The organism is Pedobacter aquatilis, from assembly GCF_032678425.1.
GTDB classification, from domain to species: Bacteria; Bacteroidota; Bacteroidia; order Sphingobacteriales; family Sphingobacteriaceae; genus Pedobacter; species Pedobacter aquatilis_B.
Genome location: NZ_JAVTSG010000003.1, coordinates 202180 through 217865, shown reverse-complemented (window position 1 = coordinate 217865; position 15686 = coordinate 202180). Strand labels below are relative to the sequence as shown.

Below are 15686 nucleotides of genomic sequence, written 5' to 3'. Positions count from 1 at the left end.
CCGTTTAACGTTGTAAATTATCCGTATGGCGTTATCCGCTTTGTTCGATTATGCACAAATTTGCACAATTATTTATAATTAGTCTAAATTAATGAAAATATATTTATCAACTGTCCTAAGTGTATTAGCATTTTCTGCTTACAGCCAATCTGTTAAGCAAGATACTTCGAGCGCTAAAAACTTAAGAGAGGTTGTAATTACCGGACAATATTGTCCACAAACTTTGAAGAACTCAGTTTATAATGTTAGAACAATTAGTGCCGAAAGGATTAGACTAAGAGCAGCAACAAACATTCAGCAAGTTTTAAATACCGAATTGGGTTTTAGGTTTACAAACGATTTAACCCTAGGAACTACAGATGTATCTCTAATGGGTATGACGGGTAGAAATGTTAAAATCTTATTGGATGGGATTCCGATGGTAGATAGATCTGACGCCAGAGAAAGTTTAGGCCAGATTGATATTAATACTGTAGAACGTATTGAAATTGTTGAAGGACCGATGTCTGTAATTTATGGTACTGATGCTTTGGCTGGCGTGATAAACATCATCACTAAAAATGCAGGTAAATCACTTTTGAGCATAAATGCTCGTGTACAAGAAGAAACGGCTGGTAATGAATATGAAGCTTTTAGTGGTAAAGGTTTACACAACCAAAATTTGAGCGTCAGCTGGCAGAAAAAAGGATGGAGTGCAATAGTTGGTGCTTCCCATAATGATTTTGGTGGATGGAATATGGCGCCAAAAACTGCTTTTTTAGAGGAGTTCAATGCTAGGAAAAATCAGTGGAAACCAAAAGAACAGTGGCTTGGAAATACTAAAATTGGTTACAGAAATGAAAATTTTAATATTTGGTACCGCCTTGATGGCTTAAATGAAGACATTGATGCACGATTCGGTATCAACCCAAACACTTACATTGGTAAACTCGCAACGTATACTACAAAACGCTACACTCAACAATTACAGTCAGAGTGGAAAATCAATTCAGACTTTCAAATCACAGCTGTTGCCGGATACACGGATTTACAACGTTCTACACATACCGTAAACCATAATTTCACTAATAATACTGAGGTTTTAACTACAGATGCTGGTGAACAAGATACTGCAAAATTTAACGCAACCATTTTCAGGGCGACTGCAATTTACAAGCTGAATGATAAAATCTCTTTTCAACCGGGTTTTGAGTACAATAGAGATGCAGCTTCCGGACAGAGAATTAGTGGTTCTCCTGTAATTAATGATTATGCCTTATTTGTTTCCTCGGAGATAAAACCTATTGATGGCATTGCACTTCGCCCAGGTTTAAGGTTTATAAAAAATTCTATATATGATGCACCACCGCTAATCCCATCATTAAATACAAAATTCAGTTTAAGCAAAACTTTAGATTTGCGTTTGGGTTATGCCAGAGGTTTCAGGGCTCCGGCATTGAGAGAATTATACTACGATTTTGTTGATGCAAGTCACAAGATTTACGGCAATCCAAATCTAAAAGCAGAAGAATCGAACAGCTTTAATGGTTCATTAGCTTGGTCTGGAATTATGACTAGCGATATCCAATTTCGTTCTACCTTAGCTGGATTTTTCAATAAGTTTAAAAACAAAATAGATTTCGGTACGGCTCCAACTGATAATTCAATCACAACCTTACTGAACATCAGCAATTTTAAAACAACCGGCGCAACCTTAGACAATACCTTCATTTATAAAGATTTGCAAGCGAACGTTGGTGTATCATACATCGGCTCGTTTCATACGTACTCAGAGTCTTCAACATTTACAGATAAGAAAATTGTATGGTCGCCTGAAGTAACCGCTAACGTTACTTACACTATAAATAAAATTAACGGAAGCATTAGCTTATTCTATAAATACACTGGTGAAAAGTTAGGCTTTCAAACCGACCCAACAAATGTTACTACTTACGTACCAACAAAAATTTCGGGCTTCAGCTTTGCTGATTTAATGCTAAGCAAAATTTTTTATAAGCGTTTTACGCTGAATGCCGGAGCGAAAAATATTTTCAACGTAACCCAATTAAACAATACATCAACTGCTTCGGGTGGCGCACATAGCACTGGAGGAGCATCCATTCCCCTAAGCTATGGCCGATCTTATGTTTTGGGGTTGACATTTAACTGGAACAAAAACTAATTAAAATAAAAAACAATGAATAAACTTAACTCGATTATTGCAATTGCCCTTTTGGCGGTAACTTTTACAGCTTGTAAAAAAGATGGTGAAGAGCCTGTTATTGTTGCACCTCCGTCAGATGGTAGCACATTAACCTTAAACGGTCTAATTTCTACAGAGGCTGGAAGTGCGGCCGGAAACAGCGTTTACGTAGATTTTAGTACAGATAAACAAACTTCAGTAGATAGAGATAGCTGGGATTTAGGCTTCTACTCTGGATCAGATTTCAAAGTTATTTTGAACTCGACAAATGGTGCATCTGCACTTTTAGTGAATAAAACAGATTTAAATACAGTTACAGCTACAGATCTCGACCCAAATGCACTTAAAGTTGGTCAAGGTGGTGGAAACTTTACCATTATTGATGATGGTAGAGAAACCAATATTTTGAATAAAACTGCGATTGCTGCTGTTTCAGCAACCGATGCTGATAACAAAGTTTACATCATCAACAGAAAAGGCGGTTCGAATACAGTTTTAGCAAATGATGAATTGTACAAAATCCGCGTGTTAAGAAAAGGAACTGGTTACACTTTACAATACGCTAAATTAACGGCTACAACTTTTACAAGTTTAGATATTGCTAAAAATGCGGAGAGTAATTTCCAATTCACTTCATTAGTAAGAGGTACAACGGCTAATGTTGAGCCAACTAAAGCAACCTGGGATATTGTTTGGGGTTACAGCATGTATTGGACAGCGGCTGGAACAACGCAGTTACCGTATGGTTTTTCTGATTTAGTTTTCATCAATAACATCGCTGGTGTTACAGCGGCTCAGGTTTCTACAACAACTAAAACCTATGCTGCATTTGCAGAAGCTGATGTTGCCGGTATTACTTTCTCATCATCAAGAGATGTAATCGGTTCCAACTGGAGAAACACAACAGGAACTGCAGTTGGTGTTAAAACTGATGTTTTCTACGTAGTAAAAGATGGTTCAGGAAATGTTTACAAATTAAAATTCAACAGTTTTATTTCAAATGATGGTGGTACTCGTGGTAAACCAGTTATTGAATATAAATTAGTTAAAAAAGGTGCATAAACCTTTTATAAAATTATGTTTTGTTAGTTGGATAATTGGCCCGCCGCGATGGTGGGCCTTATCTTTTTAAAGATTTTTTAAACAAAAAAATCCTTAAGCTTCAAACTTAAGGATTTATAGTTATTACATCTTTTTAAAATGTTAGCCGTAATTAGCAGATACAATAGTATCATGAACCACAACTCTATACCAATTTTTAGAAAACTTCTCTACAGCATCCAGATGGGTTCTGTCTTCCTGGTAAGCATTGTGATCTTCAATTGTATCAAATGTGATGGTTAAAGAATAGGTGAATGAATTATCGGTAACTGGTCTGTTTGGGGTATTTGCCGCCAAACCGTAATTTAACGTTTTGATGTATTTTATAGATTTTAAACTTTCAAAGAAATTTGCAAAATCTACTATCTCTGCTTTTGTAAGTTGAGGTTTTAACCAAAACATAACAAAATGCTGAATCTGGCCTTTACTAGCGTAACTGTTTTCTTTCATAATTGATTAAATATATTATGATTTTTTACAGATTAAAAGAGAAAAAATCAACAACCTTAAAATTGTTGCAAATCTGAAACGATAATTAAACGGATTAAGATAAACCTTTTTTATTTTTGTAAGTCATCTTCGCCTTTGCGCCAGCACTGTAATTATAGTTTTTCACATTACTTGCCTTCTTTTCATGAAATGCTGCACCTCGTTCAGAAGTATCTTCATCCTCATCCTTCTTTTTCTTTTTAGGCTTCGCTGTTGATGCATCAACAATTTTTAAATCTTCTGGCAAATCGATAATATCCATACGCTGTCCAATGGCTTGTTCAATTTTCTTAACCTCTGCCAATTCAATATCTGTAGAGAAAGTTATCGCAACAACTTCATCGTTTTCATGCTTTACAATACGCTTAATCAACGTTTCCTTTTGCTCAGGCAATTCAAAGTGAAGAATAAACGGAATGCCCTGAATATCTAAATCACCAAGGTTTTCATTGGCAACAATTAAAACCCTGGCTTCATTATCGGCCTTAAAATCTTCGATATCATCAAAACCATCATCATCAAAAAACAAAGAACGGTAAATGCTTATCTCTCCTTTCTTCGGATGATTAAAGTTTTTAAAAACGGTTTGTGCAGTTAATCTAGTGTTCACAAAAACGATAACCTTATCAAAAAACTCCGCATCGCCCATTAATAAAGTAAGCAAATTAAGTTTTGTTCTGAAGTTAGGCACCTGATAAAGCATCTGCTGATAAACTTCAGCTTGTGGCTCTCCAATTTCATCGACCTCTACAGTTGCAGTAGAATCTTTCATAAATGGCGAAACCATATGATTAAATTTCTCATGCAAAACCTCGGTAAATACCACATGTTGAGATTTGTAAGCACTTTTTGCCAGTTCTACAACCGGCAATTGCAAACCTTTTTTAATAATCAATTCGGCATTATCCACAATAAAAAGCTGAATTTTATTGGTATTCAATGCCAGCTTCAAATATAATGCTCTTGCTCTATCTGGAACAGCGACAATAATATCGCAACCGTTGGTAATTTCGTTCATTTGGGTTTCAACAACACCGCGGCTATCAATACCTAAAATCCTAAAAGTATTATTACGATTTAACAGTTTGAATTGCTCCAAAACATGGTCAACATGATCTGCATCAGGCACCAAAATCAAAGCCCTTGGCGCTTCTTCAAAAGCATATTTCAATTTCATTAAAGTGGCTAAAACATAAGTTGTTGTTTTCCCTGCACCCTCTGGTCCTACCGCAATAACATCTTGCCCACCCAAAATTCGAGACATGGTTTTAAGCTGAATTTCTTTTGGTGTTAAAAATCCGGCATCCGTCATGGCTGCTACAAGAGGTTTACTCAGTTTTAATTTATCTAAAGACACTGCTAAAATTTTAATGTTTGAAAATGCAAATATCCTCAAAATAATTAGCTTTTAAGGAATTGAATTAAAAGGTTTGGAAATGAATGCCGCTTATTCTTAGGTACTTCAGTCCTGCTATCCATTATTTTCAATGAAGAATCGAAATCATTTCTATCAGGTTTAATTAACTTAAACTAGTATTTCAAAGCGCAAAACCAAATCAAAATAAAAAATAAGATACTGAAATACAGATAATTGAATTCAATTTCAATCTATAATCTACTAATTCTATAGATTTTATATACTAATTAGTATATTTGCTGAACGTTAATCATTAGCGGATTAATATGTACACAAATAAACGCAGCGATCATGTCAATCTATTTTCAATATCCGGCCATAAATGAGTATCCAAACTTAGTTTATCCATTAAAAAAGGAAGAAATTGAAACACTAAATTTAAAGGATGAAGATAGTGTTAAACGACAGGAAACTGAAGAATTAAAAGATTTTTTAACATTAAAACCTGTTTAAATTATACGGCCAGTTGACCGATTGGAAGGTACTTGTTTCATAAACTTTAGCACAATGGTTCGAATCCATTACTAGGCCGCAAAGTGTTTCATATGCACTTACCCTGATTCTGCTCAATCAGGTAAGATTTGGTTATCTTATATTTGTTTTGTTGTTAGCAAAGGCTACTCGCGATGGGTAGCCTTGACTTTTTAAAGCCTAGGAATAACGAAAAATTAAAATTCTCAAAACAATTCAATTCATTATTGGTTATCTATACAATTCACATTATACTAATCTTTTACAGATTAATTTGTTTGGTTTAAAAATGGGATTTATGGATATAAATCCCATTTCTTTTATGCGATATTTTTAAAATCCTATATTCGCTAAATACAACTCAGAACCAAATGAATAGAAAACATTTTCTTTCTTCGATTATTGCTGCAACCACAATACTTCCTGCTTTTAAAAGTTTAGCAAAGCCGATTGAAAGCGAAAGTTATTCATTTAAAATTCCCCCATACTTAAACCCTGGCGATACAATTGGAATTACAAGCCCGGCTGGTTACATTACGCTGGAACAGATTCAGCCATCTGTTTTGCAAATGCAAAGCTGGGGATTTAATATAAAAATTGGAAATACCATTGGCAAACGAGATTTTACCTATGGTGGAACAGATGAAGAACGTTTAAATGATTTCCAGCAAATGCTAGATGACCCAAACCTAAAGGCCATAATGTGCGCCCGAGGTGGTTATGGTTTTGTTAGGATAATTGATAAACTTGATTTCTCCACATTCAGAAAAAATCCAAAATGGATTATTGGCTTTAGTGATATTACCGTTTTGCATTGCCATTTAGCCAAAAATTATGGAATTGCGTCAATCCACTCTAAAATGTGCAATAGCTTTCCTGATGATTGGACGAAAGCTGAGCCTATTCAAATTGAAACCATCTTATCAATAAAAAAAGCCCTAATTGGCGAGCAATTAAACTATAGTGCGCCAACAAATTTAAATAATAGAAAAGGAAAAACAGATGGTATTTTAGTTGGCGGAAATTTAAGCATCATCGAAACAATTGCCGGGAGCGATTCAGATTTAGATACCAAAAATAAAATTCTATTTATTGAAGATACCGGAGAATATCTTTACAGTATCGATAGAATGCTTTGGAATTTAAAAAGAAGTGGTAAACTGAAAAATCTAAAAGGCTTAATTGTTGGCGGTTTCAAAATTAAACCCGACGATGCGGGAGAAGAATTCGGAAAAACCATCTACAAAATCGTGTTAGAAAAAGTAAAGGATTACAACTACCCTATTGCTTTTGATTTTCCGGTTGGCCATCAGCGAAACAACTTTGCACTAAAATGTGGTTCAAACCATTATTTAGACGTCAACGAAACCGGAAGCTTTTTGAGAGATTTTTAGCCTATTTACAGACTAAGAAATAATCAGTTGATTAAATATTTTTGTATTTTTGAGTATATTAAATCGTTATGACTATAATCGCACATCCAAAAAACAAAAAGCAAGAAGCCGCAATAGAGGCAGTTCTAAAAGCTTTAAATGTTTCTTTTGTTAAAGAAGATGAAAGCCCCTATAATCCGGAGTTTGTTGCTGAAGTAAATAGCAGACTTAGGGAGGTTGAAAAAGGAAATGTTATCCGCATTAAGAACCCAGAAAACATATGGGAAAGTATTTTATAGAGGTTGAGAAAAGAGCTAAAAAGGATTTAGAAGCTCAGTACAAATCTGGTGATAAAGCTTCAATAAAAAGAATTAACCAAATATTTATCGAACTATCCGAACACCCAGAAACCGGCATCGGCAATCCAGAAAAATTAAAATTTGATTTATCTGGATTGTGGTCTAGGCAAATCAATAAAAAAGACCGATTAATCTACCAAATTGAAAATAAAATAGTTACTGTTACTATTATCTCAGCATTAGGTCATTATAGTGATAAATAAACCTTACACCGTCTTCACCTCATTTTCCGCATAATCCTCTATATCAGTAATATAACCATTTACCAATAAGAAATCGAACAAAGGTTTTGCCTCTGGAGTAACAGGCATATTCGCTGTAGTAATTACCTGATTGGTTTTTTTATCTAAAAACGGATAAGCAAATAAACGAACGTTAGTATTAAACATATCATTTACATAGCTTAATAACTGACCAGAATAATTTTCACCTTTAAAATTAGTAGAATTAAATACGAATTTCAAGTTGTTGATATTTGTAGCTAAACCAACACTTTTTGGCTTACAACGAGCCAAATATTTCGCTAAACGGTTATGACGGGTAAAGTTCGATACAATTACAATATTTCCTGTATCGCACATTTCTTGTGCTCTTTTTGCAACAGATTCTAAATCAATATCATCAGGCGTTTCCTGGTCGTCTGTTAAAACATTCGTTAACAAAACCTCAATCATCACAGCCAGATTGTTATCTTCAACTTGGTTAGTGCGTTTAAATTGGTCGGTTGCTTTGTTAAATAAACTAAAGTTTGGCAATGATTTCTGACCGTATTTGGTTCTCAAAATCATGATATCCTTTTTATACAACAAATCTTTAGCCTGACGAGGGTGAGCATCTGAATCAAAAATCGCAGCAGCAGAAAAATCCTTCATAATCATATAAAGATTAAGCAAGATGTTATCAACTTCAGGGAAGGCTGGTCCTTTAACCGAAATTAAATCGATTTCTACTGAACCTATTGTTAGGTTATCGGCCAAAGATTCGACCATTAATTTTGGGTCTTGATAATGGTAAAACGCAGCATAAACCAAATTCACACCAATAATACCCAAAACACGTTGCTGCATATTTACATCTGTATCAAGCAATCGAACGTGAAAAAATATTTCGTTTGGTAAACCACCAGGCTCGTTTTGGAAACGAATTCCAACCCATCCATGTGGTTCATTTGTACGTTTATAATTTAAAGTAGTAACCGTATCCGCGAATGCAAAGAAGGTTCTGCTTTCATATTTTTCGCCAGATAAACGCTCATTTAACAAACCAAATTCATGGTCGAGCATTTGTAAAAGCCGGTTTTGAGAAACATAACGACCGTTAGATTCCGCACCATAAATGGCATCGCTAAAAGTCATATCATAAGCCGACATCGTTTTAGCAACAGTTCCAGATGCTGCACCAGCATTAAAAAAGTTTCGCGAAACTTCCTGCCCTGCTCCAATTTCGGCAAAGGTGCCATAAATTCGTGGGTCTAGGTTAATTTTTAATGCTTTACGTTTAGTATCCAGAATTTCTCTTACCATGCGGGCAAAAGTACAAAAAATGATATTAAGCTGATTTTAAGAATGTAACTTAAAATCAATCTAAATACTAAAAAAAATAAGGTTAGCGCTATCCAGCACTAACCCTATAAAACCTAAACTTAAACTATTATGAAATCCTCTCTCGAGAAACTCTTTATTACGATACTACAATTTCCTTGTGTTGAGATTTAGTATCGTCTTTTTTGCTGATGGTGATATTTAAGATACCATCTTTATATTCAGCAGTAATTTTCTCAGCATCAGCTGTATCTGGCAAATTAAACGATCTTGCAAACGAGCTGTAATCGAATTCTTTACGCGTAAAATCTTTAGCTACCTGATTTTCATCTTTCTTAACTTCTGCCCAAACAGAAAGTGTGTCTTTTTTTAAGTTGATTTGAAAATCTTCTTTCTTTAAACCTGGAGCAGCCAATTCAATAACATAAGCCGCTTCATTTTCGTAAATATTTACGTTTGGCGATTTATCCACCATTTTATTTTTAGTTACGGCATCGCTAAACAATGAATCAAAAACATTGTTAAAGTAAGGAGCTGTGTTGCGGGTTCTGTTGTTAAAATTTACAAGTGTCATATCTCTAATCTTTATTTTTTAATTTGATATTAACCGTTATTCAACTTACATACCAAACCGAATATTTATGAATTTTAAGACATTTTGGCAAAATAAATCAAAATCAAAAGACAAATTGACAGAAATACAGCGTTTTTCCGACAAATTCAACTACAAAACGAATATACATTTGCGCTTTATTGATTTCGATATGATGGGCCATGTAAATAATTCGGTTTACTTTACCTACCTGGAAATTGCTAGAACTAAGTATTGGGAAGAAATTGTACACTGGGATTGGAAGAAAACAGGAATTGTAATTGCTCATGCTGAAATAGACTATATTCAGCCAATTTTAATGGGCGATAAAATTGCCATACACGTTAAAACATCACGAATTGGTGAAACCAGCTTTGATTTAGATTATCAAATCGTAAAAATTAAAGGTGCCGAAGAAGTAATCTGCAGCAAAGGCAAAACGGTTTGCATAGCCATAGATTATACGACCAAAAGACCTACAGCCATCCCAACTGCAGAAAAGCAGAAAATGATGGGATTTGAACAGTTGCAATAAATCGTCTATTTTTTTTGAAAATGGATGATTTTAGAAAGCAAATTTTTACAAATATTATCGTTAGTCGGGCTTTACGCTAAATCTTTTGGCTTGAGAATAAACTTACGAAGTTTACTGGTTCGGATGCTTATTAGACTTCGTAAGTTTAGCCCGCTACCAAAAGGATATCGCTTCAATCCCGTTTATATGGCTCGGCAATTACAACTATTTGCAGTTGCAGGACGTTCTTAAACATCCGCCAATTTTAAACCCGACAGCAGCGAGCATCCCGATATTTCATCGGGATAAAGCGAATGGCGGGACTGCAGTTGCCAAGCAAAACGAAGCATACATTTCCAAATCCTGATTATAAATATTAATCACCTATAATTTATCAGGCATAATTTTACCAGGATTTAAAATCCCATTCGGATCGAAAATAATTTTGATTCCCCTCATTAAATTTAAATGAATTTCGGAGTATTTTATCGGCATAAACTCTTTCTGCACCAAACCAATTCCATGCTCGCCAGATAAGGTGCCACCTAAAGCAGTGGTTAACTCGAAAATTTCGGCAATGCCGAATTTCAGTTTCTCCTTCCAATCTTCATCGCTCATTCCAGCTTTGATAATGTTAACGTGTAAGTTTCCATCGCCTGCATGGCCATAACAAACACTTTCAAAACCATATTTAGCACCAATTTCTTTAATTCCATTAACCAGTTTTGGCAATGCTGCTCGAGGAACAACCGTATCCTCTTCCTTGTAAACCGAGTTCGATTTTACAGATTCGGCCATCGTTCTACGCATTCGCCAAAGTTCTTCTTTCTGTGCTGCAGTATCTGCAAACAAAACATCGGTACAATTATGTTCTTCTAAAACGATGTTAGCTTTTTCACAATTTTTAAAGATATCGTCCAAATCATCACCATCAAATTCAATCATTAATAATGCGGCAACATCATCTTTCAAATCAAATTTAATGTCGTCATATTTAATAACCCACTCCACTCCTTTTCGCTCCATAAACTCTAAAGCTGATGGCGTTACACCAGCCCTAAAAATTGCTGAAACGGCAGCGCATGCATCTTCATTGGTAGCGAAAGAACCCATCATTAAAACCGATTGCGATGGTTTTGGCAAAAGTTTCGTAACGATTTTCGTAACCACACCTAAAGTGCCTTCAGAACCTATCATCAACTGCGTTAAATTATAACCAGAAGCATATTTTAAGGTGTTTGCACCTGTCCAAATGATATCGCCATTAGGCAAAACCACTTCGAGATTTAAAATGTACTCGCGGATTGTACCATATTTTACAACCCTTGGTCCGCCAGAGCCATGCGCTACGTTACCACCAATAAAACATGAACCTTTACTACTCGGATCTACCGGATAAAGCAAGCCTTTTTCTGCAACAGCGTTGATAAATTCTTCGGTAATTACGCCAGGTTCAACTGTGGCTTGTAAGTTTTCCGTATCAATATCTATAATAGATTTAAATTTTTCCATTGATAAGGAAACACCTCCATAAATTGGTAGCGCTGCACCGCTCAAACCTGTACCACCACCACGCGGTGTAACAGGAACATGATGAGCATTACAAATTTTTAGCAATAAGGAAATATCTTCAGCAGTATTGGGTTTTACAACAACTTCTGGTTGGTAACGCAAATCTTCTGTTTCATCATGACTATAATTATCCAAACTTTCGGCATCTGTAAAAACTTTCTCAGCACCAATAGCTGATTTAATTTCCTCTAAAATGTTTGAATTTATTTTGGTAAAGTTCATTTCTATTTGGCTGATGTGTAAGATAATTTAACAAAAGAGTGCCCTATATGCCCGGGCATTGGCGGGTTTAGCTTTTTAATACTCACATTAACGGTTTCTACAAAAGGATAAAGCTTAATAACTTTTGAGATGATGTTATTTAAAACGGTTTCCAAAAGTTTTTGGGTGTTCTTCATTTCCTCAAGAATAATGATGTTTAAATCTTCGTAATTAACAGTCTGATTTAATTCATCATCAAAACCAAGCGGTAGAAATTCGGTTTCCAAATCGACAACAAAATGATTACCAATAAGTTGTTCCTCTGGATAAAAACCATGTAACGCGAAACATTTTACATCTTTTAGCGCTACGGTTTGTTTAATGTGATTCATGAATGTTTTGTATGGACCAAAAATAATTTTTATTCGCGAATATAATGCCCATTGCCGTAAATTGTTACCTTTGAAATGAACGCTTTATCCATAACCAAATTAGAATAAACAATGAGCAAATCAGTAAAAAAAGACTTATACGAGGCACCAGACTATTATTTGTTAGATGAATTGCTAACAGACGAACATAAATTAATTCGTGCTACAGCAAGAGAATGGGTTAAAAAAGAAGTTACACCTGTTATTGAAGATTATGCACAAAAAGCAGAATTTCCTAAACATTTAATTAAAGGGTTGGCCGATATTGGCGCGTTTGGCCCAACAATTCCAGTTGAGTATGGTGGAGCAGGTTTAGATTATACCGCTTATGGAATTTTAATGCAGGAAATTGAGCGTGGTGATTCGGGAATTCGTTCTACGGCATCTGTTCAAGGTTCATTGGTTATGTATCCAATTTATGCATACGGAAGCGAAGAACAACGCAAAAAATATTTACCAAAATTGGCCAGCGGCGAAATGATGGGCTGTTTTGGGTTAACAGAACCAGACCATGGTTCTAATCCTGGCGGGATGGTGACCAATATAAAAGATGCAGGTTCGCACTATATTTTAAATGGTGCTAAAATGTGGATTAGTAATGCGCCATTTGCTGATATTGCTGTAGTTTGGGCAAAAGATGAAGCAGGCAAAATACGTGGAATGGTTGTTGAACGTGGCATGGAAGGATTTTCTACGCCAGAAACACACAATAAATGGAGTTTACGAGCATCGGCAACCGGAGAATTGGTTTTTGATAATGTTCAAATTCCAAAAGAAAATGTTTTCCCTGAAATTAGCGGTTTGAAAGGCCCATTGGGTTGTTTAAATCAAGCACGCTACGGTATTGCCTGGGGGGCTTTGGGTGCTGCGATGGATTGTTACGATACAGCTTTAAGATATTCGAAAGAAAGGGTTCAGTTTGGCAAACCGATTGGTGGATTTCAATTACAACAAAAAAAATTAGCCGAAATGGTTACAGAGATTACTAAAGGTCAGCTTTTAGTTTGGCGTTTAGGTGTTTTAAAAAGTGAAAACCGTGCAACTGCAGAACAAATATCGATGGCAAAAAGAAACAGCGTTGAAATCGCTTTAGATATTGCAAGAAATGCTCGCCAGATGCTCGGAGGAATGGGCATTACCGGAGAGTATTCGATTATGCGCCACATGATGAATTTAGAATCGGTGGTGACGTATGAAGGCACACACGATATTCATTTACTGATTACTGGAATGGATGTGACGGGGCTGAATGCATTCAAATAAGGAGCAGGATTTTCAAGATTTAAGGATTTTAAGATTAATAGTGATGAGAGATTACAAAAAATACACATACATACCAGCAACGCCCGAAGAGGTTTATTTAGCGCTCACAAAAGACATTAGCATAAAACTTTGGACAGGTGCCGAGGTCGAGTTTGAAGAAAAACCTAATACCGAATTTTCTTACTGGGACGGTGACATTGTGGGTAAAAACCTGGAATTCGAAACCAATAAAAAAATTGTGCAACAGTGGTATTTTGGTGAAGATTCAGAACCCTCAATTGTAACAATTAAACTTCATGCTGATAAAGCAGGAACATCTTTTGAGTTTAAACAAACCAATATTCCTGATGAAGATTATAAGGATTTTACAGAAGGAATTGAAGAATATTTTATAGGTGGTTTAGTCGATTTCTTCGAAGAATAAAACATAAATGTTAGTCCTGCTGTTTAGATTTTAACCAAAATAAAAAATCATGAATAGAACCGTAGGACTAATATTAATTCTTGTAGGGATAGCAATGCTCGTCTGGACAGGCTTCTCCTACACTAAGAAAGAAAAAATTGTTGATGCTGGTCCGATTCAGATATCGGCAGATAAAGAGAAATCTGTTAACTGGCCGCCTTATGTAGGTGGTATAGTGCTCGTTGCAGGTGTTTTTGTGTTTGTAGCTTCGAAGAGAAAGTAATAAACTTGTCATTCTGAACGCAGTGAAGAATCTGTAAGCGATAAAAGCAATTCGCTAATAACCGACAGATTCTTCACTGCGTTCAGAATGACAAAACAACAACTAAATCTCGGTACTATAAACCGACCTTATCGCATCTCTTAAATTATACTTTGACGCCATAACTTCACCGTAAGCACCGGCACTACGGATTGCAAAAATATCTCCTCTAAAAGATTCTGGTTGCTCCACCTCTTTACCAAAACAATCCGTGCTTTCGCAAATCGGTCCAACTATATCATATTTTACAGTCTCCGATTCAAGACTTCCGACTTCAGACTTTCGACTTAGATTCTCAATTTTATGATAAGCTTGATACAAAGCAGGGCGCATTAATTCTGTCATTCCAGCATCTAAAACCACAAAGTTTTTTTTCTTGCCATTTTTGATATACAATGCTCTGGTAATTAAAGAAGCCGATTGACCAACCAGCGCTCTTCCTAATTCGAAATGCACTTCCTGATTTGGTTTAATCTCTAAGAAATCTTTAAATATTTTGAAGTAAGATTCAAAGTCTGGAATTTGATTATCGGGGCTATAATAATCGATACCTAAACCGCCACCAACATTTAAAACTTCAACAACGAAACCTTTATCTTCAAACCAATTACAGAACTCGTTTACACGAACACAAAGGTTCTTATAAACATCCAAATTGGTAATTTGAGAACCAATATGGAAGTGAATTCCAATAAATTTTAAGTTTGAAGAAGCTTTTAAAGTTTCAGCACATTCAGGTAAATCCCATGCATTTACACCGAATTTATTTTCATCTAAACCTGTTGTAATGTTATGATGTGTATAGGCATCAACGTTTGGATTAATACGGATGGCCACTTGTGCAATCTTACCTTTAGCTTCAGCAAGCTCGTTTAAAACTTCGAGTTCTTGAACTGATTCTACATTAAAGCAGAAAATATCCAAATCCAAAGCTTCATTTATTTCTTTATCAGATTTACCAACTCCAGCAAAAACGATTTTTTTATTATCAAAACCAACTTCTACAGCTCTTCTAACCTCACCTGCACTCACGCAATCAGCACCAAAACCAATGGTTTTAATTTGCTCGAGCAAAACTGAATTAAAGTTTGCCTTAAGTGCATAATGTATATGAAACTGATATGGAGCAGCTGCATCGGCACAGGTGCGCAACGTTTTCTGCAATAAATCCGTATCGTAATAGTAAAACGGCGTTTCTATATTGTCAAACTTTGATATATCTTTATCGGCGAACATGTTCAAATTCCTTATTATAATTTTAATTTTATTCTTTGGGCTAATTTATTTAGGCAATTACCTCGATTTAAAGCATGGAAGAATTACCCAAAAACAATACAATGGAAAAATTCGGTTTTTTATCGTTTTACTTCTGATTGTATTATTCCTTCTATTTATAAAAAAATGAAAGTTTTAGCAGCCATATTTATAGTTTTAATTATCTCTGTAGGATTGTTT

General features: G+C 35.3%; 17 protein-coding genes and 1 tRNA gene. 11 read left to right on the top strand and 7 right to left on the bottom strand.

What is annotated here, in order from left to right; all coding sequences use genetic code 11:
- Positions 1–91 precede the first annotated feature (91 nt).
- Both R2Q16_RS10895 and R2Q16_RS10890 read left to right on the top strand, forming a co-directional pair.
- Entirely contained in the window at positions 92–2161 is a 2070-nt protein-coding gene (locus R2Q16_RS10895; RefSeq protein ID WP_316737031.1) for a TonB-dependent receptor, read from the top strand.
- Between the two features lie 15 nt (positions 2162–2176).
- Entirely contained in the window at positions 2177–3244 is a 1068-nt protein-coding gene (locus tag R2Q16_RS10890) for an HmuY family protein (protein WP_316737029.1), read from the top strand.
- 141 nt (positions 3245–3385) lie between these two features.
- On the opposite strand, the gene R2Q16_RS10885 is transcribed toward R2Q16_RS10890, so the two are convergent.
- Together R2Q16_RS10885 and R2Q16_RS10880 are read right to left on the bottom strand one after the other, a co-directional pair.
- Positions 3386–3733: a Dabb family protein gene (locus tag R2Q16_RS10885; RefSeq protein WP_316737028.1), complete on the bottom strand. Its 348-nt coding sequence runs from the start codon at positions 3731–3733 to the stop codon at positions 3386–3388.
- A 94-nt stretch (positions 3734–3827) separates the two neighbouring features.
- Complete coding sequence (locus tag R2Q16_RS10880; protein ID WP_316737027.1) at positions 3828–5129, bottom strand: DEAD/DEAH box helicase; 1302 nt, start codon at positions 5127–5129, stop codon at positions 3828–3830.
- A 351-nt stretch (positions 5130–5480) separates the two neighbouring features.
- On the opposite strand from R2Q16_RS10880, the gene R2Q16_RS10875 reads away from it, so the two are divergent.
- From R2Q16_RS10875 to R2Q16_RS10855, 5 genes are all read left to right on the top strand, one after another.
- Complete coding sequence (locus R2Q16_RS10875) at positions 5481–5642, top strand: hypothetical protein (protein ID WP_316737025.1); 162 nt, start codon at positions 5481–5483, stop codon at positions 5640–5642.
- Between the two features lie 7 nt (positions 5643–5649).
- Positions 5650–5721, top strand: a tRNA-Met gene (locus tag R2Q16_RS10870).
- 310 nt (positions 5722–6031) lie between these two features.
- Complete coding sequence (locus R2Q16_RS10865; RefSeq protein WP_316737023.1) at positions 6032–7054, top strand: LD-carboxypeptidase; 1023 nt, start codon at positions 6032–6034, stop codon at positions 7052–7054.
- A gap of 68 nt (positions 7055–7122) precedes the next feature.
- A complete protein-coding gene (locus R2Q16_RS10860) occupies positions 7123–7332 on the top strand; it encodes a DUF2683 family protein (RefSeq protein ID WP_316737022.1) in 210 nt (69 codons plus the stop codon).
- Entirely contained in the window at positions 7314–7595 is a 282-nt protein-coding gene (locus R2Q16_RS10855) for a Txe/YoeB family addiction module toxin (RefSeq protein WP_316737020.1), read from the top strand. The genes R2Q16_RS10860 and R2Q16_RS10855 overlap by 19 nt, the downstream gene beginning before the upstream one ends.
- A 3-nt stretch (positions 7596–7598) precedes the next feature.
- On the opposite strand, the gene R2Q16_RS10850 is transcribed toward R2Q16_RS10855, so the two are convergent.
- Both R2Q16_RS10850 and R2Q16_RS10845 read right to left on the bottom strand, forming a co-directional pair.
- Positions 7599–8915: a nicotinamide mononucleotide adenylyltransferase gene (locus R2Q16_RS10850; protein ID WP_316737018.1), complete on the bottom strand. Its 1317-nt coding sequence runs from the start codon at positions 8913–8915 to the stop codon at positions 7599–7601.
- Between the two features lie 157 nt (positions 8916–9072).
- A complete protein-coding gene (locus tag R2Q16_RS10845) occupies positions 9073–9507 on the bottom strand; it encodes an Hsp20/alpha crystallin family protein (protein ID WP_316737016.1) in 435 nt (144 codons plus the stop codon).
- Positions 9508–9574: 67 nt separating this feature from the next.
- Between R2Q16_RS10845 and R2Q16_RS10840 the strand changes: the two genes are divergently transcribed.
- Entirely contained in the window at positions 9575–10060 is a 486-nt protein-coding gene (locus R2Q16_RS10840) for a thioesterase family protein (RefSeq protein WP_316737014.1), read from the top strand.
- A gap of 363 nt (positions 10061–10423) precedes the next feature.
- On the opposite strand, the gene R2Q16_RS10835 is transcribed toward R2Q16_RS10840, so the two are convergent.
- The gene (locus tag R2Q16_RS10835) at positions 10424–11833 is read right to left on the bottom strand and encodes an FAD-binding oxidoreductase (RefSeq protein WP_316737013.1); all 1410 of its coding nucleotides are present in this window, start codon (positions 11831–11833) and stop codon (positions 10424–10426) included.
- 2 nt (positions 11834–11835) lie between these two features.
- Positions 11836–12204, bottom strand: a complete 369-nt coding sequence (folB, locus tag R2Q16_RS10830) for a dihydroneopterin aldolase (protein ID WP_316737012.1) — start codon at positions 12202–12204, stop codon at positions 11836–11838.
- A gap of 111 nt (positions 12205–12315) precedes the next feature.
- Between folB and R2Q16_RS10825 the strand changes: the two genes are divergently transcribed.
- Genes R2Q16_RS10825 through R2Q16_RS10815 form a run of 3 tightly spaced genes read left to right on the top strand, consistent with a single transcriptional unit; the run spans position 12316 to position 14192 of the window.
- Positions 12316–13506 carry an acyl-CoA dehydrogenase family protein gene (locus R2Q16_RS10825; RefSeq protein ID WP_316737010.1) on the top strand — a complete coding sequence of 397 codons (1191 nt, stop codon included), beginning with the start codon at positions 12316–12318 and terminating at the stop codon, positions 13504–13506.
- A 43-nt stretch (positions 13507–13549) separates the two neighbouring features.
- Positions 13550–13930 (top strand): SRPBCC domain-containing protein, encoded by a 381-nt coding sequence (locus R2Q16_RS10820; protein ID WP_316737008.1) that lies wholly within the window; start codon positions 13550–13552, stop codon positions 13928–13930.
- Between the two features lie 49 nt (positions 13931–13979).
- Positions 13980–14192 (top strand): hypothetical protein, encoded by a 213-nt coding sequence (locus R2Q16_RS10815; RefSeq protein WP_316737007.1) that lies wholly within the window; start codon positions 13980–13982, stop codon positions 14190–14192.
- A gap of 102 nt (positions 14193–14294) precedes the next feature.
- Here the strand turns inward: R2Q16_RS10815 and lysA are convergent, their stop codons facing one another.
- Positions 14295–15467, bottom strand: a complete 1173-nt coding sequence (lysA, locus tag R2Q16_RS10810; protein WP_316737005.1) for a diaminopimelate decarboxylase — start codon at positions 15465–15467, stop codon at positions 14295–14297.
- Positions 15468–15686: the final 219 nt, after the last annotated feature.

Coding starts and splice junctions, on each gene's coding strand:
- R2Q16_RS10895 (WP_316737031.1), top strand. CDS start 92: ATGAAAATATATTTATCAACTGTCCTAAGTGTATTAGCATTTTCTGCT.
- lysA (WP_316737005.1), bottom strand. CDS start 15,467: ATGTTCGCCGATAAAGATATATCAAAGTTTGACAATATAGAAACGCCG.
- R2Q16_RS10840 (WP_316737014.1), top strand. CDS start 9,575: ATGAATTTTAAGACATTTTGGCAAAATAAATCAAAATCAAAAGACAAA.
- R2Q16_RS10845 (WP_316737016.1), bottom strand. CDS start 9,507: ATGACACTTGTAAATTTTAACAACAGAACCCGCAACACAGCTCCTTAC.
- folB (WP_316737012.1), bottom strand. CDS start 12,204: ATGAATCACATTAAACAAACCGTAGCGCTAAAAGATGTAAAATGTTTC.
- R2Q16_RS10850 (WP_316737018.1), bottom strand. CDS start 8,915: ATGGTAAGAGAAATTCTGGATACTAAACGTAAAGCATTAAAAATTAAC.
- R2Q16_RS10835 (WP_316737013.1), bottom strand. CDS start 11,833: ATGAACTTTACCAAAATAAATTCAAACATTTTAGAGGAAATTAAATCA.
- R2Q16_RS10815 (WP_316737007.1), top strand. CDS start 13,980: ATGAATAGAACCGTAGGACTAATATTAATTCTTGTAGGGATAGCAATG.
- R2Q16_RS10865 (WP_316737023.1), top strand. CDS start 6,032: ATGAATAGAAAACATTTTCTTTCTTCGATTATTGCTGCAACCACAATA.
- R2Q16_RS10890 (WP_316737029.1), top strand. CDS start 2,177: ATGAATAAACTTAACTCGATTATTGCAATTGCCCTTTTGGCGGTAACT.
- R2Q16_RS10875 (WP_316737025.1), top strand. CDS start 5,481: ATGTCAATCTATTTTCAATATCCGGCCATAAATGAGTATCCAAACTTA.
- R2Q16_RS10820 (WP_316737008.1), top strand. CDS start 13,550: ATGAGAGATTACAAAAAATACACATACATACCAGCAACGCCCGAAGAG.
- R2Q16_RS10885 (WP_316737028.1), bottom strand. CDS start 3,733: ATGAAAGAAAACAGTTACGCTAGTAAAGGCCAGATTCAGCATTTTGTT.
- R2Q16_RS10860 (WP_316737022.1), top strand. CDS start 7,123: ATGACTATAATCGCACATCCAAAAAACAAAAAGCAAGAAGCCGCAATA.
- R2Q16_RS10825 (WP_316737010.1), top strand. CDS start 12,316: ATGAGCAAATCAGTAAAAAAAGACTTATACGAGGCACCAGACTATTAT.
- R2Q16_RS10855 (WP_316737020.1), top strand. CDS start 7,314: ATGGGAAAGTATTTTATAGAGGTTGAGAAAAGAGCTAAAAAGGATTTA.